Here is a 21792-nt window from a genome sequence, read left to right as displayed (position 1 = left end):
ACCGAAACCAGAGATCGATCCGCCCCAGCAGCGGCTCGAGTTTAGCGGACTGGTGATTGAGGGCCAACCGAAACCGATCTCTTCAAGGGGTTCGGCGATAGTCTAGTTTAGCGGACTGGTGATTGAGGGCCAACCGAAACACCACCACCTGCGGAGCGTCGGCCGGAAAAGTTTAGCGGACTGGTGATTGAGGGCCAACCGAAACAAGGACAGGCCGAAACGCCCAATTTGGGCAGTTTAGCGGACTGGTGATTGAGGGCCAGGCCGGATCGTGGCCGCCTTGACGTCCTTTTCGGGTTGAACCGTGCTCGGGTTCTGGCCGACTATGGCGCAGGCGGACGCGATCCGGCCGCTTCGTTTTGAGGGACTGGAATGCGATCGATCGGAAGGGCCGGCACGCGGCACGGAGCTGCACTATTCGCGGTCGTCGCCTGCGTGCTTACGCTGCTGGGCGCCGGCCCCGCATCGGCGGCGAAGAGGGTCGCGCTGGTGATCGGCAACGACAATTATCGCAACGTGCCGAAGCTGCAGAAGGCGGTCAACGACGCGCGCACCATCGGCGATGCGCTGAAGACTCTCGGCTTCCAGGTGATGGTCGCCGAAAACCAGACCCGCGCCGCCTTCAGCCAGAGTCTGCTGGCGTTCGACACCTCCATCGAACCCGGCGACACCGCGTTCTTCTTCTACGCCGGTCACGGCTTCGAGATCGCCGGGCAGAACTACCTGCTGCCCACCGACGTGCCGGCCGCCACCGAAGGCCAGGAGGAACTGGTCCGCGACGCCTCGATCATGGCGGACCGCATCGTCGACCGGCTGCAGAACCGCGGAGCCCGCACCGCGATCCTGGTTCTCGACGCCTGCCGCAATAATCCGTTCGAGCGCCGCGGCGTCCGTGCGCTCGCCGGGCGTGGCGGGCTGGCGCCGATGACGACGTTGCCGGAAGGCGTGTTCTCGATCTTCTCGGCCGGCCCGCGGCAGACCGCGCTCGACCGGCTGTCGGACCATGACAGCAATCCGAACTCGGTGTTCACCCGGGTGTTCGTCAAGCAGTTGCTCGATCCCGGCGAGAACCTGGTGCAGGTGGCGCAGCGCACCCGCCGCGCCGTCAGCGAAATGGCAGACACCATCGGTCACAAGCAGGTGCCGGTCTACTTCGACCAGATGGTCGACGACGTGTTCCTGAACGGGCGGCCGCAGGCCAGCGTCGCAGCTGCCGAGCCGCAGCAGAAGCTTGCGGCGCTGCCGCCGGTCGCCCCGCTGCAGCCGCCGGCCTCGGAAGCGCTGAACGCGCCGATCGCAAGCTTCTCCCGGCACAATGGCGGCTGGACGGTGTCGTTCTCGATCGCCGATCCGACGCTCGGCATCTCGTGGCGAATGGGCGAGGGCGCGTTCCGCGAAACCGGCTTCATGGACGCGCTCGATCCGCGTACCCGCAAGCGGATGCCGAACCCGTCGATCCAGCTTCCGGCGGATGCGCCCGCCGGCACCATCGAGCTGCGCTATATCGATGCGCAAGGCGAGATGCAGGGGCCGTTTCCGATCAAGTTCGAACCGGAGGCGGCGCTGATCCGCGATCAGCGCAAGATCCTCGACATGACGGCGACGAGCTGGCTGTCGTTCCGGCAGTTCAACGGCCTGCTGGTGTACTACACGCACCTGATGTCGTATCGCTGCGCAATCCGTGAAGTGCGGATCGGCATCGACAGCGCGGTGCCGGATAAGGTGCTGAAGATGCCGGCCTGCGACATGCGCGATCCGGTCGCGATCCCGAGCAGCGCGCAGCCGTATCTGAAGCTGGCGCCCGGGGTGAAATCAGTGTCAGTCGAGCTGACCTATCGCGACGGCAGCGTGTCGGAGATCAAGACGTTCAGGCGGTGAGTGCGGCATCGTCCGTCGTGTTGCCGTGCGAACAGACTTGAAATCTCCGCTATCTTGGCATTGACTACCAGCGATCGACTGATCGCATTTCATGACCTGTAGTTCGTTGAACGTCTTTGAATGACGGCTGGTCCGTCGGCGCGAGCATGCGATGCGAAGCGCGACTGTTTGGACGATTGTGCTTGGGATCGGCGCGGCTGCCGCTGTCGGCGCCGCGACATGGTTCGCACGCGCGCCTGCCAACTCGATCACCACCGAGCCGATCAGCATCACCGTCACGGCGCCGCCTCCGCCGCCCCAAGTCGTGCAGGCGTCCGCCGACGCTCGCACGTCCGGCGACGCCGATGGGCCGAACAGCAACGTGAAAGGGCAGGCCGGGCAGTCCCCGACGATCACCGCAGCCGAACACTGGTTTCGCTCCGACGCCTGGATGTGGGATTTCATGAAGCAAGGCGAGGCCGGCAACGTCATCGCCTCGATCGAGACGCCGCGCCCGCGACCGCCATTCCGCGCGCGGCCGTCCGGCACTCCCTCGTTGGCCCAAGCACAGACCTCGCAACCCACCGACCCGCCAACGCCGTCGCCGCCGACGACGGCGCAATCCGACGAAGCGGCCTGCCGTGCCAGGGAGCGCAGTCTCGGTATCGTCGACAATCCCGGGCCTTGCGTCGATCTCGCCGCAATCGTGGCCAATCTGCCGAGCGGCAAGTATCGGTTCAACCGCCCGAAATCGGCCTATGTCGGAGAGGCGTTCCGGCTGACGCTGGTGCTGCAGACGACGCCGGGTCAGAATGTCGATGACAGGTTCGGCGGCACCTCCGGCGAGGTGGTCGTGCGCGAGCGCCCGTTCGCGCAAGCGCTCGAAGCGACGCTGCGTGCGGACGATCTGAAGGTGGAGCCGGCCGCCGCGCAAGCGCGCACCGCGACGACGGCGGCGCCGGTCGAATGGACCTGGATGCTGACGCCGCAAAGCCAGGGCGAGAAGCGACTGATCATCGAGGTGGTCGCGACCATCAAGGTCGGGGCCGACAAGCATCCGGTGCAGGTGACGACGCTGCACGAGGCGATCGTGATCCAGGTCGGTCTGCTGCAGCAGGTCAAGCTCTACGTCGCCGAGTTCAGCGGCTTGATCGCGACCTTGACCGGTTTGCTCACGGCGCTGGGCGGCCTGTTCGCGTTCGTGCCGTCGGCACGACGTTTCGTCTTCGGACTGTTTCGCCGCGACGATCCGCAGCAGCCCACCGGCTGAACTCGGCGCAGAGAAACGCCGAGGGACGCATCCACGGGGAGCGCATCCAGTTGCGTTCGAGGATCACACCTTGCGCGAAACGAAGATCAGCAGCAGGCCGCCGAACGCGGTCGAGGCGCCGTACCACATCCACTGCGATTGGTTGATCATGAAGCTCTGGGCCGGCCACTGGATGAGGCCGGCGCCTTGGCCGGTCCAGACCAGACCCATGATGAGGGCGATGACGCCGATGACGAGAAACACTGTGCGCATGAGGCGATTACGCGCTTTTTCCGGCGTGCAATCAAGCCCCGTCGTCGTTATGACCGGAGTCGGTCTCCCGACGGGGGCGTTGCCAGCGCCGAGCTTTTGCATGCTCTGCTATCTGCGCCAGGGTCGTCACGCCGTATTTTGCTATCAGCTGCTTCTCCGCAGCCGCGTACGCCTCTTCGAGTACCGAATTGGCGGCACGTTCGACCGGACAGCTCGGGTGATCGCGTGAGACGGGGGTAGTCAGGATGGTCCCCGCGGTCAGCGCGCGCTGGACGTCGAGCACCGTGACCTGATCGAGCGAGCGTGTGAGTTTCCAACCGCCGCCTCGCCCCCCTTCAGATTCGACAATTCCATGGTCACGCAGCGCCCCGAGTGTACGGCGCACGACGACGGGATTCGTATTGAGCATCAGCGCAATTCGCTCTGACGTTTCTCGACCGTCCAACAGGCCCATGTGAACCAGCACATGCAGCATTCTGGCAAGCCGACCATCAGTCTTCATCATACATTGTTCCGCAACAATTGATGTTACGCGTTCTTGACACGCAAGCCTTATCCGTAACACGCATTGTTACGATATCAACCGAGCGCCTCGGTCGAGGCCCTGCCAACCGATCAAGGAGGTATCCGTGAAAGAGATGAACGTTCAGACCCGAACGATCAACATGAGCGTCCTCGCTGCAGGGACAGGTCCGTGCGTGCTGCTTTGCCACGGCTTCCCTGAGACCAAGCACGCTTGGCGACACCAGATCGAGGCATTTGCACGAGCCGGCTACCGCGTCGTTGCGCCGGATATGAGAGGCTACGGCCATACGGATGCCCCACAGCGGTCAGATCAGTACACCGTCTTCCACGCCGTCGGCGACTTGGTGGCCCTGCTGGACGCTTTAGGCGAGAAACAAGCCGTCGTTGTCGGCCAGGACTGGGGTGCGACCATTGCATGGCAAGCTGCGCTGCTGCGACCCGATCGATTCCATGCCGTCATCGCACTGGGCGTGCCGATGATGAACCAGCCACCCGTGCCACCCTCGCAGATCTTTCCGCAGACTGAGGACGCGCTCTTCTATGCACTTTATTTTCAACAACCTGATGTCCCAGAGGCTGAGTTTAGCCGGGATGTGCGTTTGACGCTTCGCAAGCTCATCTTCGCAGCAAGTGGTGAGGCAGGTCCGCGCAAGCCGTCCGATGGGACGCCTAATCCTTTCGGCATGGTCACGAGGAGCACCGGCTTGCTGGCAAGCCTCCCGACACCGGCCAAATTGCCAGGATGGCTCTCCGATGTCGATTTCGAACATTTGGTCGGCGCGTTCGAAACGTCAGGCTTCACCGGTGGATTGAATTACTATCGCAATCTCGATCGCAATTGGGAACTGCAGCAAGCGTATGCCGGTCGCGCCGTTGAGGTGCCGGCCCTGTTCATGATCGGCGAACGGGATACCGGACTGAGCATTCCGGGCATGGATCAAATCATTGCCGCAATGCCGAACCTAGTTTCGGATTTGCGCGGTTCCCACGTCCTTCACGAAGCCGGCCACTGGCTGCAGCAGGAACGATCGACCGAAGTATCAGAGTTGATTGCTCGGTTTCTGGGAGAGCTTTAGGGGCCGCTGAGCGAGCGACTGATCCGGGTGACGATCGCGTCCCATTTGCGCTTCTCGGTGGCCGGATAGTTGATCAGCACGCAGTTCATCACGGCGCGGCCGCGGTTGCAGCGGTTGTACCAGATGCGGCCGTTGCGGACGCTCGACACTGCGAAGAACCGCGGGGTGACGCGGCGATAGATGATGCCCGACGGCGGCTTGCGCGCGGCCAGGAACGCGGCCGGGGAGACGCCGTCGGGATTGGGCACCGCCTGCACGGTGAGATCGGCGCGGCCGTCGGCCGAGACGAACCGCCGGCCAGGGCCGTCCTGCGCCGGCCCGCCGTCCTCGCTGAAGATCGCGCGCGGCACATCGGCGGCCGCCGAGCCGGCGGCGACGTTGTAGCGCTGCCAGTCGAGCGCGCGCGGCTGGGCGTGGCTCAGGTCGGGGATCAGGACTATCGCGGCGGTGATCAGAAGCGCGTGTCGTGTCATCGGCGGTCTCCGGCAATCGCTGCAAACGCCGCTGCGACGGCAAGGTTGCGAAGGCAAAAGGTCAGGCAGCCTGCCGCAGTTCGTCAACCGCTCTGGCCGAGCGGCTTGAGGTTTACCGTTTGCCGTAGTATGAAATTGCCATGATCCGGTCATGGCGCAATGCTGCCACCCGGAAGTTATGGGACGGCAGCCGGTCCGACCAATTCCGCGGTCTTGATGTCGAGGCCGCGATCGATCTGTTGCTGGCTTTGAATGCCGCCAAGTCGCTGCAAGATCTCAGTCCTCTGCAGAGCGTAGGATTACACAAACTCAAGGGCGTGCGCAGGAACCAATGGGCGGTAACGGTCAACGACCGGTGGCGGATTTGTTTCGAGTTTCGCAAAGGTGATGCGTTCGAAGTCGAGATCGTCGACTATCACAAAGGGTGAAAAGAGGACGACCATGGCTCCTGTTTCCCATCCCGGCCGGCTGCTGAAGCGAGAACTGGCGGCGCGGAAACTCAGCGCCAACCGGCTGGCGCTGGACATCGGCGTTCCGTCTGGACGGATCACCGACATTCTCAATGGTCGTCGGTCGATTACTGCGGATACCGCGGTGCGGCTGGGTCGTTATTTCGGAAATGCTCCGCAGTTCTGGCTCGATCTGCAGAGCCAGTACGACATCGCCGTCATCGAGCGTGACAAGGGCGCGGAGATCGACCGTCAGGTGCGGCCGGCGGACGCCGCCTGACCGATCGAGTCCTCACACGTCCAGCATCTCTTCGCTGGCGAACTCGGCCTTTTCCGAGATGAAGGCGAAGCGGGCTTCGGCCTTGGTGCCCATCAGCCGTTCGACCGAATTGGCGGTGCCGTCGCGATCGTCGGCGAGCAACACGACGCGCAGCAGGGTCCGTCTCGACGGATCCATCGTGGTATCCTTGAGCTGCGCCGGCATCATCTCGCCGAGACCTTTGAAGCGGCCGACATCGACCTTGGCGTTGGCGTTGAACTCCTTCTTGAGCAGCTCTTCCTTGTGCGCGTCGTCGCGGGCGTACACCGTCTTGGCGCCGTGGGTCAGCCGGTACAGCGGCGGCACGGCGAGATAGAGGTGGCCTTCGTCGATCAGCTTCGGCATCTGCCGGTAGAAGAAGGTGATCAGCAGCGAGGCGATGTGGGCGCCGTCGACGTCGGCGTCGGTCATGATGATGATGCGCGAATAGCGCAGGTCTTCCTCGCGGTAGTTCACGCCGGTGCCGGCGCCGAGTGCCTGGATCAGGTCGGACAGCTGGGCGTTCGCCACCACCTTGTCCTTGCCGGCGGAGGCGACGTTGAGGATCTTGCCGCGCAACGGCAGCACCGCCTGGGTCTTGCGGTCGCGCGCCTGCTTGGCGCTGCCGCCGGCCGAGTCGCCCTCGACGATGAACAGTTCGGAGCCTTCGGCCGCGGTCGAGGTGCAGTCGGCCAGCTTGCCGGGCAGCCGCAGCTTCTTGACCGCGGTCTTGCGCGAGATTTCCTTTTCCTGGCGGCGGCGCAGCCGCTCCTCGGCGCGCTCGATGACGAAGTCGAGCAGCTTGTTGGCCTGCACCGGGTTGCCGGACAGCCAATGGTCGAACGGGTCCTTGATCGCCTGCTCGACGATCTTCTGCGCCTCGGCCGTGGCGAGGCGGTCCTTGGTCTGGCCCTGGAATTCAGGTTCGCGCACGAACACGCTGAGCATGATCGCAGCGCCGACCATGACGTCTTCGGAGGTGATCGAGGAGGCGCGCTTGCCCTGGCCGGCCCGCTCGGCGTGGTCCTTCAGGCCGCGGAGCAGGGCGCTGCGCAGGCCGGACTCGTGGGTGCCGCCGTCGGGCGTCGGCACGGTGTTGCAGTAGGACGACAGGAAGCCGTCGGCATCGGCGGTCCAGGCCACCGCCCATTCGCAGGCGCCGTGGGCGCCGTTGCGACCGGATTTGCCGGCGAAGATGTCCGGGTGCACCAGCGTGTCGTTGTGGATCGCTGCGCCGAGGAAGTCCTTCAGGCCGCCGGGAAAATGGAATTCATCCTCGGCCGGAACGTCCTCGATGCCCTTCAGCAGTTCGGGGTCGCACTTCCAGCGGATCTTCACGCCGCCGAACAGATACGCCTTCGACCGCGCCATCTTGAACAGGCGCTGCGGCTTGAACGCCGCTTTGGCGCCGAAGATGTCGGTATCCGGCTTGAATCGGACGCGGGTGCCGCGGCGGTTGTTGATCTTGCCGAGGCTCTCGAGCTTGCCCTTGGGGTGGCCGCGCTCGAACGTCATCCGGTAAAGCTGCTGGTTACGCGCCACTTCGACTTCAAGACGCGACGACAACGCATTGACGACGCTGACGCCGACGCCGTGCAGACCGCCCGAGGTCTCGTACACCTTGCTGTCGAATTTGCCGCCGGCGTGCAGCGTGCACATGATCACTTCGAGCGCCGACTTTTTCGGAAATTTCGGATGCGGATCAATGGGAATACCGCGTCCGTTATCGGAGACGGTGAGGAAGCCGTCGGCCGACAGCTCGACCTCGATGAAGGTGGCGTGGCCGGCCAGCGCTTCGTCCATCGAGTTGTCGATCACCTCGGCGAACAGATGGTGCAGCGCCTTTTCGTCGGTGCCGCCGATATACATGCCGGGGCGGCGACGAACCGGCTCAAGCCCCTCCAGGACCTCGATGTCCGCGGCGGTATAACCGTCCTCGGCGCCGCTCGGCTTGGCGGGCGCCTTGGGCGCGGCGGACTTCGGCGCGGCCCCGAACAGGTCGGTCCCGGATTTCGTTTTCGAACTAGCCTTCAGTGCCTTGGCCATGAATCCTGCAGTCTGGTCTGAGATCTTGCCGGCGCGGTGCGCCAAGCGAATCATTGTGGCTGACTATGCCATGGAAGGTTTGCGAATGTGACGCCGGGTGGGCCGCCACCGGATGCAGACCGGCGGTGTGCGGTCCGTGGCGACGGTCGACCGGGTGCAGAAAATCGTGCCGCGCCGGCCTTGCCTCCGCTCGTGCGGTGCGGACGACGATCACGCCGAACAGCACCACCGCGGCGGTGACGACCAGCGATCCGACGACCGGAACGGGCATATAGGCCGGTCCCTGGGTGATGGAAAGAGCGATTCCGGCCGGGAACAGCACGGCACCGGCAATGTGCAGGCCACCCTGAATGCGGGCCAGCGGGGTGGCGCCGGCGGCCGGGATCATCCGGTAATACAGGCCGAACAGAAACAGCATCACGCCGCCGATGAGATTGAGGTGGGCGTGAGCCGGACCGAGCGTGAAATCGTGGGCGATGCCCATGGCGATGCCGCCGACCATGCCGAGCACCAGTAACCCTGCGCTCGCGCACATCATTATCGATCCGATCATTGAAAGGTCCTTCAAAGCTGGGAATGGGGATGCCGCCGGCAATCAAACGTCCGGGCCGCAGGATGTGCGGGGTGGCTACCGGGGTACCTGCTTAGCCGCGTGCGCCGCGGAAAGGTTCAATCGAAAAGTGCGAACTTTGACGGCAGTGGCGGCGCGATGCCGCGCCGGGCTGCCGCATTGCGGCCATTCGGGTCAGGTCGGGAAGGGCGTGTCGCATGTTGGACCGGCCATGGTCCGTGCTATTGCGACAGCGACGTGAAGGCCGCGCCGGGAATGGCGGCCGACTGAAAGACGATGGAAGCCTATATCCACGACATTGCCGAGTTCGTGCGCCAGCATCAGGCGTGGGCCGCGCCCGTGGTCCTGATCCTGGCGTTCGGGGAGTCGCTCGCATTCGTTTCCCTGCTGGTCCCCGCCTGGGGCGCCCTGGTGGCGATCGGGGCGCTGATCGGGGTGTCCGGCGTCAGCTTCTGGCCGGTGTGGCTTGCGGGGGGCGTCGGCGCCGCGCTCGGCGACTGGGTGTCGTACTGGTTCGGCTACCGCTACAAGGACAGCGTCACCCGGATCTGGCCGTTGTCGAAATATCCTGGGCTGCTGCTGCGCGGCGAGGATTTCGTCCGCAAATGGGGCGTGCCGAGCATCTTCATCGGCCGGTTCTTCGGGCCGCTGCGCGCCTCGGTGCCGCTGGCCGCCGGGATCTTCGAGATGCCGTTCTGGCCGTTCCAGATCGCCAACGTGCTGTCGGCGCTGGTGTGGTCGGCAGTGCTGCTGCTGTTCGGCGACGGGCTGTCGATCGGGCTCGGCTGGATGCTGCGGTCGGCGTAGCCCCGATCAAATGCGCGTCATGACGTGATCGCGCGAGCGTTGCAGCTTAGACTGCGGCACAAATCACCAGCGAGGACACGCCATGGATCTGACCCGACGTCACGCCCTCACTGCGACCGCCGCGCTCGCGGCAGTGCCGCTGCTGCGCAGCGCACCCGTCCAGGCTGCCGCCCCGGCCGCCGACAAACAGGCGCCGAGCTACTACCGCTACCGGGTCGGCGACGCCCAGGTGAACGTGATCTCCGACGGCATCAACACCTTTCCGCTCTCCGACGGCTTCGTCACCAACGTGATGAAAGACGAGGTCAGCGAGGCGCTGGAGGCCGCGTTCCTGCCGAAGGACAAGATCTCGATCCAGTTCGCGCCGCTGGTGATCAACACCGGCGGCAAGCTGGTCGTCGTCGATACCGGCAACGGCCCGGGTGCGTTCGCGTCCAGCAAGGGCAATGTCGGCCAGTTCGCTAGCAATATGGCGGCGGCCGGGTTCGATCCGAAGGCGGTCGATCTGGTGGTGATCTCGCATTTTCACAGCGATCACATCAACGGCCTGCTCGATGCGTCCGGCAAGTCCGCGTTCCCGAACGCCGACGTGCTGGTGCCAGCGGCGGAGTGGAAATATTTCATGGACGACGGCGAGATGAGCCGCGCGCCCTCGGGCCGGATCCAGAACGTGTTCCAGACCGCGCGAAAAGTGTTCGACACCGGGCTGAACAAGAAGGTCACGCCCTACGAGTGGGGCAAGGACGTCGCGCAGGGGCTGCTGGCCGTCGAGACCCGCGGCCACACCCCCGGTCACACCTCGTTCGTGCTGTCGTCCGGATCGGACAAGGTGTTCATCCAGTCCGACGTCACCAACCTGCCCGCGCTGTTCGTCACTCATCCGGCCTGGCACCTGATGTTCGATCAGGATCCGGCGATGGCCGAGACCACCCGCCGCAAGACCTACGACATGCTCGCCGCCGAGAAGATGCGGGTGCAGGGCTTCCACTTCCCGTTCCCGGCGATGGGCCACGTCGCCAAGGACGGCGACGGCTACCGGCTGGTGCCGGCGCCGTGGAAGCCGGTGCTCTGAGACGACCGAGTGTCAGGCCGCGAGCCGCGGGGCGAGGTGGCGTATCAACGCGACGCCTTCCGGCGGCGGCTTCTGCTCGACCCGGCGATACACCCGGCCGTCGCGGGTGCGGGTCATCAGGCCGGTGTCGCACAGCATGCGGCGCAGCAGGGCGTGATCGCCGAAGCCGTGATGGCCGAGCAGCAGCTCGTTGAGCTGCTTCTCGCTCAGCTCGCGGCCCGCCGGCACCCGCGACCACATCACCCACAGGCAGAGCAGGCGGTGGCTGGCCTTCTTCGGCCACCGCGTCAGCACGCCGCTCGTATCGAAGTAGCGCGTCGCCTGCGCGACCTTCTGCAGATCGGGCACCGGCTCCGGTTCGGGCTGGCGTTGCAGCATGTCCTCGGCATCGAACTGCGCGCGAAAATGCTGGAAGTTGCGATAGCCGGCCGAGCGCGCCAGCAGGTTCAGCATCTCGACATGGCCGAGCTTGTGACCCTGGGCGTCGAGCTCGCGGTTGAGCGCACGCGCCAGCGCGGACACATCCTGGGTGGCGAACGGGAAAGCAGTTCTGGTCATGACCTCATCCTCGATCGTGCCGAACGATGAATGTCGTTGGTCGCTGACTTACGACGGCGGCACGGGATAAGTGTCTGCCGATCGAGGAAACAGGCAGGTTTAGCTTCCCCGAGGGGACAGCGACGCCTTGGTGAACTGCCGACCAATGCGCGGGGAAATACAGCCCAATAGTGCGATTGGCAAGCCGTGCGTGCGGCAGCGTCGTCATGATCGAGCCTGAGATCTGCGCGGATCGCGGGTTGACCGGGGCCGCGACCGCTCCTATCAACGCGCCATGCTCATCGCGCTCGCCACCGCCAAAGTCCGCCGCCGCATCCCCGCGGCATGGACTGACGCGCGCGTCTGACAGCGTCGTCCCTGCCGCCGGATACGGTCCGCGGCAGGTGAGCTTCACATCCCCCTCACGCGCACTCGATCCGGCGGCTCCCGTTCAAACCAGGAGCCTTTTCGATGTATGCGCCACCCCAGTTCAAGCCCGATCGGTCCGCCTGCCTTGCGTTCGCGGCGGCGCAGGGGTTCGGCCTCGCTTGCGCCCATGATGCCGCCGGGCCGATTGCTTCGCCGCTGCCGTTCGCGATCCAATATGCCAGCGACGGCACCCCGCTGTTGTCGTTCCACATCGCGCGCAACAACCCGCTGGCGCGCTGCGCCGACGCCCGCACGCCGTGGCTGATGGCGGTGACCGCCGGTCATGCCTATGTGTCGGCCGACTGGTACGCCTCGCCGGACCAGGTGCCGACCTGGCTGTATCGCAGCGTGCAGCTGACCGGTCCGGCGGCGGTGATGTCGGCCAGCGAGTTGGAGGCGCAGCTCGACGACGTCAGCGCGGTGTTCGAAAGCGCGTTGGCGCCGAAGCCGCCGTGGACGATGGTCAAGATGGCGGCCGGCCGGCGCAATGCGATGAAGCAGGCGATCGTCGGGGTGATGATGCGGGTCGACGTGGTGGCGGGCAGCTTCAAGCTCAACCAACACAAATCCGATGCCGATCACGTCGCGGTCGCCTCCGCGCTGGCGCGGCGGGCCGACCCCGGCTCGCAGGAGATCGCGGCCGAGATGGTCGCGCTGCGGCCGCATCTGGATTACACCGTGCCGGCACTCGCCGGCGAACCCGCTTGATCAAGGAGCGATAAATGACCCTGACCGACAGCACCAATCCAGGCCAGACGCGGGCTGCGAGCGGCAAGCCGGTGGTGTTCATCGACGGCGCCGCCGGCACCACCGGGCTCGGCATCCGCGAGCGGCTGGCCCGCCACGGCCAGGTCACCGTCAAGGATATCGCCGAGGACAAGCGCAAGGACGCCGCCGCCAAGCGTGCGCTGATGGCCGAAGTCGATCTCGTCATCCTGTGCCTGCCGGACGATGCCGCCAAGGAGACGGTGGCGCTGATCGACGAGCTCGGCGCGTCGGGGCCGAAGGTGCTCGACGCCTCGACCGCGTTCCGGGTCGCGCCGGACTGGGTCTATGGCTTCGCCGAGCTGGCGCCGGACCAGGCCGACAACATCCGCGCCGCCAAGAAGGTCGCCAATCCGGGCTGCTATCCGACCGGCGGCATCGCGCTGCTGCGGCCGCTGGTCGATGCCGGCCTGCTGCCGGCCGACTATCCGGTGACGATCAACGCCGTCAGCGGCTATTCCGGCGGCGGCAAGTCGATGATCGCGGCCTATGAGGCCGGCACCGCGCCGGCGTTCGAACTGTACGGCCTCGGCTTCGCGCACAAGCATCTGCCGGAAACCCAGAAGTATTCGGCTCTGTCGCGGCGGCCGATCTTCATCCCCTCGGTCGGCAATTTCCGCCAGGGCATGCTGGTGTCGGTGCCGCTGCATCTCGACACGCTTCCGGGCAAGCCGGCGGCCGCTGACCTGCACGCCGCGCTGGCGCAGCGCTATGCCGGCAGCACCTATGTGTCGGTGCCGCCGCTGGATGCTGCGCCTTACGCGGGCGGCCGGATCGAGCCGGAAGCGCTGAACGACACCAATCAGCTCGAACTCTACGTGTTCGGCAGCGATGCCCACCGCCAGGCGGTGCTGGTGGCGCGGCTCGACAATCTCGGTAAGGGCGCCTCCGGCGCCGCGGTGCAGAACATGCGACTGATGCTGGGCTTGCCCGACACCGGTGGGGTCGACTAGCGGATCGCTCTCAGCATTGCGGCTCGCGGTTTCGCGACCGGGAGCCGCGTCACTCGGAAATCGACATGACCCAAGCTTTCGACGACGACACGCTGCGGTTCTATCGCGGCAACGCCACCGCTTACGCCGAGCGCCAGCCACGCAGCGTGACGCTGACCAAGTTCCTCGGCGAACTGCCGGCGGGCGCCAAGATCCTCGAACTCGGCTGCGGAGCCGGCTACCAGGCCGAAGCGATGCTCGCGGCCGGCTTCGACGTGGACGCCACCGACGGCTCGCCGGAACTGGCGGCCGAAGCGTCGCTCCGGCTCGGACGACCGGTCAGGACCATGCTGTTCCATCAGCTCGACGCGGTCGACGCCTACGACGCCGTTTGGGCTCATGCCTGCCTGTTGCACGTGCCGCGGAACGAGCTTGCCGACGTGCTGAAGCTGATCTGGCGGGCGCTGAAGCCCGGCGGCCTGTTCTACGCCAGCTACAAGTCCGGCGACGGCGAGGGGCGCGATAAACTCGCGCGCTACTACAATTATCCGTCGGAGGAGTGGCTGCGCGCGCAGTACGCGGAAGCCGGCACCTGGGCATCGGTCGCGGTCGAGACCAGTGAAGGCAAGGGATTTGATCAGGAATTCGCCCGGTTCCTGCATCTGACGGTGCGGAAGCCGGAGTGAATACTTACCGGGACTGAGTTCCCAGTCGGCTATGCAAATTGAGACACACCTGTTGCTGCTGCGTCTCACCAAGGTCGTTGCTGGCCTGTTAGCGTACGGTTAGTACCCGGGCCGCAACATATGCGATTAGTTTGCAGTGATAATTGAGTGAGTTGTGCCGGGCGTCCTTGCCAGCGCCCGGCGACCTGAGCCAAGCTCTTAAGCGGGAGGCCGAGGGCGGGACCGCTTTCGGCTGCGAGAGCAGGTGAGGGCGGCAATGGCGAATGTGCAACCGGCGGCGCGGCCGTCGAAGCGGTTCCAGATCGCACTGATCAAACCATCGCACTACGACGACGACGGCTACGTCATCCAGTGGTTCAGGTCGTTCATTCCGTCCAACTCGTTGGCAGTGGTCTATAGTCTCGCGGAGGACGCCCGGCAGCGCCGCGTTCTCGGCGAGGTCGAGATCGATATTACGGCGGCGGACGAGATCAACACCCGCACGCGTATTCCGCAGATCGTCGAGCGGTTCCGGGCCCATGACTTCTTCGGGCTGGTGTTCATCGTCGGGGTGCAGTCCAATCAGTTCCCGCGCGCGATGGATATCGCCCGGCCGCTGCGGGCCGCCGGGGTGCCGGTGGCGATCGGCGGCTTCCACGTCTCCGGCTGCATCGCGCTGCTGCCGGGCATTCAGCCGGATCTGCAGGAAGCGCTCGATCTCGGCATCACGTTGTACGCCGGCGAACTCGAAGGCCGCTGCGACGAGCTGCTGCGCGACGCTGCCGGCGGCGCGCTGAAGCCGCTGTACAACTACCTGAACGACCTGCCGTGCCTGGAAGGCGCGCCGACCCCGGTGCTGCCGCGCAAATTCCTCAAGGGCACGTTCAGCCTGCAGACCTCGTTCGATGCCGGCCGCGGCTGTCCGTATCAGTGCTCGTTCTGCACCATCATCAACGTCCAGGGTCGCAAGTCGCGCGGCCGCAGCGCGGACGACATCGAGCGCTTGGTGCGCGCCAACATGGCGCAGGGCGTCAACTGGTTCTTCATGACCGACGACAACTTCGCCCGCAACAAAGACTGGGAGGTGATCCTCGACCGGCTCGCCGCGCTGCGGCGCGAATTTGCTGCCACCGGGCAGAAAGACATCAAGCTGGTCATCCAGGTCGACACGCTGTGCCACAAGATCGATGGCTTCATCGAGAAGGCACGGGCTGCGGGTGTGGTCCGTACATTCCTCGGATTGGAGAGTATCAACCCGCAAAATCTCGCTTCGGCGAAGAAGCGTCAGAACAAGATCACCGAATATCGCCAGATGCTGCTGGCCTGGAAAAAGGCCGGGGTGATCACCTATGCGGGCTACATCCTCGGTTTCCCGCACGACACCCCGAAGAGCATCGCCGAGGACATCGCGATCATCCAGAAGGAGCTGCCGCTCGACATCCTCGAGTTTTTCTGCCTGACACCGCTACCGGGCTCCGAGGATCACCAGCGCCTATTCAAGCAAGGCGTGGCGATGGACAGCGACCTCAACCGCTTCGATATCGAGCACGTCGTCACGCCGCACCCGAAGATGAGCCGGCAGGAGTGGCAGGGCGCATATTTGAAAGCGTGGGAGCTGTACTACTCGGCCGAACACATCGAACGGATGCTGCGCCGCGCCGCAGCGACCGGCGTCGGCGTGTCGCGGCTGGCGTCGATGATCTTCCTGTTCTCGTCGATGGTCCGGATCGAGAAGGTGCATCCGCTGCAGGGCGGCATCATCCGGCTGAAATACCGGCTCGACCGCCGCCCGACGCTGCCGGTCGAGCCGGCGCTGGTGTTCTATCCGAAGCTGGTCGCCGATGGCGCGCGCAAGCTAATGCAGAACGTGCGGCACTGGTTCTGGATCGACGGCCTGCGCCGCAAGATCCGCAACGACCCGAACCGGCTGAGCTACACCGACACCGCGATCACCCCGGTCGCCGATCACGAAGTCGAAGAGCTGGAGCTGTTCACCCACAGCCAGGCCGCCCAGGACGCGGTGGAGCACATCCGCAAGATCAACCAGCTCACCCACGCCAAGTCGGTGGCGTAGGGGCCGCTGCTTGTTCTCGTCATTCCGGGGCGCGCGCCAGCGCGAACCCGGAATCTCGCGGTGATCGCCAAGGTAGATGCCGCAAGGTGCGCGGCGGGCGCCGTGCACAAGCACGTCGAGATTCCGGGTTCACGCGCTGCGCGCGTGCCCCGGAATGACGGTGGGGTGACGTCCTTTCGGATCTGTTCTCAAGTTCCCGCCGTCATGCTTAAATCGCTCCGTTCCATTCAAACGGCTTCGGAGGCGGAATGACGGTGGCTCCTGTGCTGGTGATCCTCAGCGCGGCGACGGCGTTGGGGCTGTATCTCGGGCTGCTCTATCTGCGCGGCGAGCGCAAGCAGGGGCTGGTGGCGCTGCATTTGCTGCTCGGCTTCGGCGGGCTCGAGACCCTGGTGATGCTGCTGCACGGCACGCCGGATGGCGCCACGACGACGGACAGCGTGTCTTTCGGCAAGATCGCAGCCGGTCTGTTCGCGGTGTCGGCGTTCTCAGGCTTCATCGCCGCGCTGGCGCGGCGATCGCCGGTCGGCGCCAACGTCCTGCTCGGCACGCACGTCACTGTCGGGCTCGCCGGCTTCGCGCTGCTGCTGGCCTGGGTGTCGGGGACGTAGCGCACCCGCACGTTGGCCGCCGGCGCCGGCGTCAGCGGGCGGCAGAGAGAATTTCGTCGTCGTCGGTCGGCACAGGCGCGGCCTTCAATTGCGCCTCCTGTTCGATCAGCCGCAGCGTCTGCGCCAGATGGCGTTCGGTGGTCGCCACCACGCCATCGCGATCGCGATTTCGATACAGCGCCAGCAGCTCGGCGTGGTCACGATTATTCATGTCGCGGATGTCGGGATCGGCGAACAGCGACAGCACCACATAAGGCGAGGCCGCGTGGGCCAGATTGTAGACCACGCCGCCGAGCCGGCCGCTGGTGGTGTTGCCGGTCAGGGCGGCATGAAACTCCTCGTTGAGGCCGGCCCAGCTCTGCGCCGACACCTTGCCGCACATCTTGCGATAGCAGATCTCCGCCCGCGCCAGATCGTCTTCGGTGATGCGATCGAAGGTGCGGGCGGCCAACAGCGGCTCCAGCCGGATCCGCATCTGATAGATTTCCTGGACGTCGTCCAACGTCAGCCCGCGCACCACGGCGCCGCGCCGGGCGTCGAGCGAGATCAGCCCTTCGGACAGCAAGTCTCGAAACGCTTCGCGCACCGGCGTGGTGCTGACCTCGAGCTGGCGCGCGATCTCCTCCTGGCGCAGCCGCGTTCCGGCCGGGTAGCGCCCCTGCAGAATTTTGGTCCGCAGATCGAGCAGGACATGCTGGCGGACCGTCGTGGGCTGTCCAGGTCTCCGCATCGTTCACTCCCCTGATTGCCCTCGGCTCGTCGCGCCCCCGGCTGCTCATCCAGGTTGTCGCGCAGCCGCCGTTCAATCCCGCAATATCACAGTTCGGTTTGGGATCGCTGCCGCATTGCTGTGCATTATGCACAATGCATTACAGCCGCCGGCGGACCCCGGCGCGCAGCGGCGGCGATCGAGGCGAGGGCGGGCGACGGCGCGCTAATCGCTGTGGCACAACGGAAACTGATGCTTCTGCGACTTTGGTCGGAGTGCTGGCATGGCCTTTGCTAAGCATTCGCAAAGGAGCAAATCCATGGCAGAGCCGCAGATCCAACTCAGCGTTCGAGACGTCCGCAAGGTGTTTCCCGGAAAGGGCGGTGCCGTGCCGGTTCTCGACGGACTGTCTTTCGATATCTACGAGCGCGATTTCGTCAGCATCATCGGGCCGAGCGGGTGCGGCAAGACGACGATCTTCAACGTGATCGCCGGATTGCTCAACGCCGACAGCGGCAGCCTGATCTATCGTGGCGAGCCGGTCAGCAGCCTGCGCGGCCGCATCGGCTATATGATGCAGAAGGATCTGCTGTTTCCCTGGCGGACGGTGCTGGAGAACGTGCTGCTCGGCCTGCGGGTGCGCGGCTTTGCCGACGCCGAAGCGCTCGACACCGCGCGCGAGTATCTGTCGACGTTCGGCCTGTCCGGCTTCGAGAAGGCCTATCCGAAGACACTGTCGGGCGGCATGCGCCAGCGCGTGGCGCTGATCCGCACGCTGATCATGGACCCCGACATTCTGCTGCTCGACGAGCCGTTCTCCGCGCTCGACTATCAGACGCGGCTATATCTCGAAGGCGTGCTGATGGAGGCGGTCGAAACCTTCCACAAGACCGTCATCCTGATCACCCACGACGTCGACGAGGCGGTGGCGCTGTCCAAGCGCGTGGTGGCGCTGAGCGGCCGGCCGACCCGGGTCAAGAACGTCCACCACATCGATATCGAGCGCGCCGGACCGGTCGAGGCGCGCAGCGATCACCGCTTCTCGGAGTATTTCCACATGCTCTGCGGCGAGCTCGACATTCAAACCCGAAAAGTGAAGTCCAACTGATGAGCAGCGCCACAGAAATCGCATCCCGCGCCGGCGGCACCGCCGTCCGAACCGATCTCGAAAAGACCAGCGCCACGCAGCGTCTGATCGTTGCGCTCGATACGCATGTCGGCCGCACCGCGCTGCAGGCGCTCGCCGTGGTGGCGTTCTTCCTGCTGTGGGAGTTCGGCGTCCGGATGGGCTGGATCTCCGAATTCCTGGTCGGCAAGCCGTCAGGAATCTGGTTGCGGTTCGAAGCCCAATTGCTCGACGGCTCGCTGTTCGTCGACAGCGGTTACACCCTGTACGAAGCGCTGATCGGCTTCGTCGTCGGCACGATCGTCGGATCAGTTCTCGGATTGGCGATGTGGTATTCGATCTTCGTCGCACGAATGGTCGAGCCGTTCATCGTGGCGCTGAACAGCGTTCCGAAGATCGCGCTGGCTCCGGTGATCCTGCTGTGGTTCGGCACCGGGCTATTGTCGAAGGTCGTGTTGGTGGTGTCGATGACGGCCCTGGTGGCGCTGATCGCGGCGTATCAGGCCGCCAAGGACAGCGACAAGGACCTGCAGTCGCTGATGCTGTCGATGGGCGGCTCCAAGCACCAGATCTTCTACAGCGTGGTGGTTCCGTCGTCGCTACCGGCGATCATCGCCACCTTCCGGATCAACATCGGCTTCGCGCTGGTCGGCGCGGTGGTCGGAGAGTTCATCTCGTCCAAACGTGGCCTCGGCCATCTCGTCTACAACGCATCGAGCCTTTACGACCTCAACTCGGTCTGGGTCGGCCTGTTCGTCCTGATGTTCATGGGCTTCGTGCTCTACCACGGGATCGATGCGCTGGAGCGCTACCTGCTGCCTTGGAAACAGGACGCCGGACACGTCCGGATCCAGGCCTAGCGCGGCCGCACCAACTACCACCATCCTGTTCACTCAACCTCGGAGCCGAAACCTATGCGTTCGATCGGAAGACTCGTCGGTGCAGCCACGGTCGTGGCGTCGCTCGTGATCTCGACGGCGGTGCCAACTGCCGCGATGGCCAAGCAGGTGAAGATCTCGCAGGCCTTTCAATCCATGCTCTACCTGCCGTTCTATGTCGCGCTGGACAAGGGCTTCTTCAAGCAGCAGGGCCTCGACGTCGACAAGGAAACCGCCGGCTCGCCGACCACGGCGCTGTCCGCCGTGCTGTCCGGCAGTGCCGCGTTCTCGATCCACGGCCCGGAGTGGACCGCGATCGCCAATTCGAACGGCGCCGACGTCGCCATCATCTGCAACGTCGTGAACGGCGCTGCGGTGTGGGTCGCGGCGACGCCGGACTTCAAGTACGAGACGCTCAAGGACGTCAAGGGCCAGAAAGTCGTCTCCGGCCTGATGCCGACCACCAGCACTTCGCTGTTCATGAAGCTCTTGAAGGACAATGGCATGAAGCCGGACTCCGACGTCGATCTGCTGCAGGTGCAGATCGGCTCCGAGCCGGGCCCGTTCCTCGGCGGTCAGGCCAAGCTCGCGGTGCTGTACGAGCCCGGCCTCGATCAGGTGGTGGCCAAGGGCATGAAGGTGGTGATCGGCTTCCCGAAAGCCTACGGCCCGTATGCGTTCTCGTCGATCACCGCACGCAAGGGCGTCGATCCCAAGGATGCGCAGGCGGTCGTCAACGCGATGGAGCTGGCGCTGCGCTTCATGAAGAACAATCCGGATGAGACGGTCGCAATCGCCCAGAAGGAATTCCCGACGCTCGATCCCAAGATCGTCGAGGCGGCGGTGCGGCGAATGATGGCTGAAAACGTCTATCCGAGCAGTGTGCAGACGACCCAGCAGGCGTTCGAGACCGCGATGCAGACCCAGATCGCGCTCGGCAATCTGAAGCAGGCGCCGAAGTACGAGGATTTCGTCATCCAGGACTACGTCAAACCGGCGCTCGCGCTGAAGTAATCAAGCCGAAACGCCGGCGATCGGAGAGATCGCCGGCGTTGTCTTCCCGTGCCGCGCCGAGGACTATCTCCATCATGTCGTATCCGTTGGGACTGCTCGCAGTCCATCGCGCGTTCCGAGAAGGAACGCTCAGCTCTGTCGACTATCTTGCAACCTGCACCCAGCGCGCCGACGAGGCCGAGCCGTGGCTGAAGGCGTTCTGCTATCGGCCGCCGGCCGATCAGATCACAGGCGGCGAGGGGCCGCTGGCCAGCATCCCGATCGGCGTCAAGGATATCATCGCCACCGCCGGCATCCCGACCACCAACGGGTCGCGGGTCTACGCCGATCACGTCCCGGATCAGGACGCTCCGATCGTCGCGCGGATCAAACAGCTCGGCGGCATCGTGTTCGGCAAAACGGTGAGCACCGAATTTGCCTGGCGCAGCCCTGGGCCAACGGTGAATCCCCACAACCCGCAGCACACGCCGGGCGGCTCGTCGAGCGGCTCGGCGGCTGCGGTGGCGGCCGGGATTGTGCCGCTCGCTCTTGGTACGCAGACGGTCGGCTCGATCGTGCGGCCCGCCGCCTATTGCGGAGTGGTCGGCTTCAAGCCGAGCTTCGGTGCGATCGTGCGCGACGGCGTCCACCCGCTGGCGCAGTCGCTCGATCACGTCGGCTTCCTGACCCGGTCGGTCGCGGACGCGGCGTTCGCGTTCGGCCTGCTGGCGGACGGGGCCGACGCCGCGGTGGCGGCGCAGGCGGTCGAGGGTGATGTCCTTCCGGCGATGTCGTCGCTCCGCCTCGGTATGGTGCGGCCGCCGATCTGGGATCGGGTCAGCGCCGAGCAGAACCAGGCGTTCGAGGCGGCGCTGGAAAAGCTTCGGCGCGCGGGCGCCAGCGTCGAGCCGCTGGCGCTTCCCGAACGCTATTGGCAGGGCTTCGAAGCCGCCGAAATCATCCTGGCGGCGGAGGCGGCCGCGATCTTCGATGCGCTGGTGACCCAATATCCCGAGCTGACCAGCCCGCAGCTCAAGGAGCTGGTGGCGGCCGGCAATGCGATCAGCGCGCCGCGCTACATCTGGGCCCGTCAGTTGCAGGCGTCGCTGCAGCAGGAACTGCCGCAGCATCTGAGCGGCCTCGACGGCATCCTGACGGTGCCGGCGCCAGGGGAGGCTCCGGAAGGACTGACGTACACCGGTGATGCCAGCTTCTGCGCGCTGTGGACGATGCTGGGCGTGCCGGCGCTGACGATGCCGATCGGCCGATCGGCGCGCGGCCTGCCGCTCGGCCTGCAGGTGATCGGCGGCTTTGGCGAGGACGCCAAGCTGCTGCGCACCGCGCGGGTGGTCGAAGCGCAACTCGCGAACTGACTCG

The 21792-nt window shown here is 65.2% G+C and carries 23 protein-coding genes; 16 read left to right on the top strand and 7 right to left on the bottom strand.

Features of this window, described 5'->3' with window-relative positions; translation table 11 throughout:
- Positions 1-372: 372 nt before the first annotated feature.
- Positions 373-1878, top strand: coding sequence for a caspase family protein (locus tag DNX69_RS20365; RefSeq protein WP_110787827.1), 1506 nt, complete (start codon positions 373-375; stop codon positions 1876-1878).
- A 151-nt stretch (positions 1879-2029) separates the two neighbouring features.
- The gene (locus DNX69_RS20360) at positions 2030-3127 is read left to right on the top strand and encodes a hypothetical protein (protein WP_110787826.1); all 1098 of its coding nucleotides are present in this window, start codon (positions 2030-2032) and stop codon (positions 3125-3127) included.
- 63 nt (positions 3128-3190) lie between these two features.
- Here the strand turns inward: DNX69_RS20360 and DNX69_RS20355 are convergent, their stop codons facing one another.
- Positions 3191-3379, bottom strand: coding sequence for a hypothetical protein (locus DNX69_RS20355; protein WP_110787825.1), 189 nt, complete (start codon positions 3377-3379; stop codon positions 3191-3193).
- A gap of 31 nt (positions 3380-3410) precedes the next feature.
- Entirely contained in the window at positions 3411-3881 is a 471-nt protein-coding gene (locus tag DNX69_RS20350) for an RrF2 family transcriptional regulator (RefSeq protein WP_207803172.1), read from the bottom strand.
- Between the two features lie 136 nt (positions 3882-4017).
- Here DNX69_RS20350 and DNX69_RS20345 point away from each other — a divergent pair, with 136 nt between their 5' ends.
- Positions 4018-4980, top strand: a complete 963-nt coding sequence (locus tag DNX69_RS20345; protein ID WP_110787823.1) for an alpha/beta fold hydrolase — start codon at positions 4018-4020, stop codon at positions 4978-4980.
- Here DNX69_RS20345 and DNX69_RS20340 read toward each other — a convergent pair.
- Entirely contained in the window at positions 4977-5453 is a 477-nt protein-coding gene (locus DNX69_RS20340; protein WP_110787822.1) for a hypothetical protein, read from the bottom strand. The genes DNX69_RS20345 and DNX69_RS20340 overlap by 4 nt on opposite strands.
- Before the next feature lie 140 nt (positions 5454-5593).
- Between DNX69_RS20340 and DNX69_RS20335 the strand changes: the two genes are divergently transcribed.
- Both DNX69_RS20335 and DNX69_RS20330 read left to right on the top strand, forming a co-directional pair.
- On the top strand, positions 5594-5881 hold the full coding sequence (locus DNX69_RS20335; RefSeq protein WP_110787821.1) for a type II toxin-antitoxin system RelE/ParE family toxin: 288 nt from the start codon (positions 5594-5596) through the stop codon (positions 5879-5881).
- Positions 5882-5894: 13 nt separating this feature from the next.
- Positions 5895-6182 (top strand): HigA family addiction module antitoxin, encoded by a 288-nt coding sequence (locus DNX69_RS20330; protein ID WP_012495962.1) that lies wholly within the window; start codon positions 5895-5897, stop codon positions 6180-6182.
- 12 nt (positions 6183-6194) lie between these two features.
- Here DNX69_RS20330 and parE read toward each other — a convergent pair whose 3' ends face one another.
- Positions 6195-8246 (bottom strand): DNA topoisomerase IV subunit B, encoded by a 2052-nt coding sequence (gene parE, locus DNX69_RS20325; protein ID WP_110787820.1) that lies wholly within the window; start codon positions 8244-8246, stop codon positions 6195-6197.
- Positions 8224-8748: a hypothetical protein gene (locus DNX69_RS26705; RefSeq protein ID WP_234827033.1), complete on the bottom strand. Its 525-nt coding sequence runs from the start codon at positions 8746-8748 to the stop codon at positions 8224-8226. Before DNX69_RS26705 ends, parE begins: the two co-directional genes overlap by 23 nt.
- 345 nt (positions 8749-9093) lie before the next feature.
- Here DNX69_RS26705 and DNX69_RS20315 point away from each other — a divergent pair, with 345 nt between their 5' ends.
- Positions 9094-9624, top strand: a complete 531-nt coding sequence (locus DNX69_RS20315) for a DedA family protein (protein WP_110787819.1) — start codon at positions 9094-9096, stop codon at positions 9622-9624.
- Between the two features lie 82 nt (positions 9625-9706).
- Positions 9707-10696, top strand: a complete 990-nt coding sequence (locus DNX69_RS20310; protein WP_110787818.1) for an MBL fold metallo-hydrolase — start codon at positions 9707-9709, stop codon at positions 10694-10696.
- 12 nt (positions 10697-10708) lie between these two features.
- On the opposite strand, the gene DNX69_RS20305 is transcribed toward DNX69_RS20310, so the two are convergent.
- Complete coding sequence (locus DNX69_RS20305; RefSeq protein WP_110787817.1) at positions 10709-11254, bottom strand: DUF2087 domain-containing protein; 546 nt, start codon at positions 11252-11254, stop codon at positions 10709-10711.
- A 450-nt stretch (positions 11255-11704) separates the two neighbouring features.
- Between DNX69_RS20305 and DNX69_RS20300 the strand changes: the two genes are divergently transcribed.
- The 5 genes from DNX69_RS20300 (at position 11705) to DNX69_RS20280 (ending at position 16709) form a co-directional block, all read left to right on the top strand.
- Complete coding sequence (locus DNX69_RS20300) at positions 11705-12370, top strand: FMN-binding negative transcriptional regulator (RefSeq protein ID WP_110787816.1); 666 nt, start codon at positions 11705-11707, stop codon at positions 12368-12370.
- A 14-nt stretch (positions 12371-12384) separates the two neighbouring features.
- Positions 12385-13380 (top strand): N-acetyl-gamma-glutamyl-phosphate reductase, encoded by a 996-nt coding sequence (gene argC / locus DNX69_RS20295; protein ID WP_110787815.1) that lies wholly within the window; start codon positions 12385-12387, stop codon positions 13378-13380.
- Positions 13381-13445: 65 nt separating this feature from the next.
- Positions 13446-14045, top strand: a complete 600-nt coding sequence (locus tag DNX69_RS20290) for a class I SAM-dependent methyltransferase (RefSeq protein ID WP_110787814.1) — start codon at positions 13446-13448, stop codon at positions 14043-14045.
- A 256-nt stretch (positions 14046-14301) separates the two neighbouring features.
- On the top strand, positions 14302-16098 hold the full coding sequence (locus DNX69_RS20285) for a B12-binding domain-containing radical SAM protein (RefSeq protein WP_110787813.1): 1797 nt from the start codon (positions 14302-14304) through the stop codon (positions 16096-16098).
- A gap of 248 nt (positions 16099-16346) precedes the next feature.
- On the top strand, positions 16347-16709 hold the full coding sequence (locus tag DNX69_RS20280; RefSeq protein WP_110787812.1) for a hypothetical protein: 363 nt from the start codon (positions 16347-16349) through the stop codon (positions 16707-16709).
- A gap of 31 nt (positions 16710-16740) precedes the next feature.
- On the opposite strand, the gene DNX69_RS20275 is transcribed toward DNX69_RS20280, so the two are convergent.
- A complete protein-coding gene (locus tag DNX69_RS20275; protein WP_110787811.1) occupies positions 16741-17439 on the bottom strand; it encodes a GntR family transcriptional regulator in 699 nt (232 codons plus the stop codon).
- 298 nt (positions 17440-17737) lie between these two features.
- Between DNX69_RS20275 and DNX69_RS20270 the strand changes: the two genes are divergently transcribed.
- The 4 genes from DNX69_RS20270 (at position 17738) to DNX69_RS20255 (ending at position 21788) form a co-directional block, all read left to right on the top strand.
- Positions 17738-18526 carry an ABC transporter ATP-binding protein gene (locus DNX69_RS20270; protein ID WP_110787810.1) on the top strand — a complete coding sequence of 263 codons (789 nt, stop codon included), beginning with the start codon at positions 17738-17740 and terminating at the stop codon, positions 18524-18526.
- On the top strand, positions 18526-19404 hold the full coding sequence (locus DNX69_RS20265) for an ABC transporter permease (protein ID WP_110787809.1): 879 nt from the start codon (positions 18526-18528) through the stop codon (positions 19402-19404). Before DNX69_RS20270 ends, DNX69_RS20265 begins: the two co-directional genes overlap by 1 nt.
- A 93-nt stretch (positions 19405-19497) precedes the next feature.
- The gene (locus DNX69_RS20260) at positions 19498-20436 is read left to right on the top strand and encodes an ABC transporter substrate-binding protein (RefSeq protein ID WP_234827032.1); all 939 of its coding nucleotides are present in this window, start codon (positions 19498-19500) and stop codon (positions 20434-20436) included.
- A 74-nt stretch (positions 20437-20510) separates the two neighbouring features.
- On the top strand, positions 20511-21788 hold the full coding sequence (locus DNX69_RS20255; RefSeq protein ID WP_110787807.1) for an amidase: 1278 nt from the start codon (positions 20511-20513) through the stop codon (positions 21786-21788).
- The last annotated feature ends 4 nt before the right edge of the window (positions 21789-21792 follow it).

The organism is Rhodopseudomonas palustris (genome assembly GCF_003226555.1).
Classification (GTDB): domain Bacteria; phylum Pseudomonadota; class Alphaproteobacteria; order Rhizobiales; family Xanthobacteraceae; genus Rhodopseudomonas; species Rhodopseudomonas palustris_I.
The sequence above is the reverse complement of the archived record's forward strand: the minus strand, read 5'-3'. Positions and strand labels throughout refer to the sequence as shown.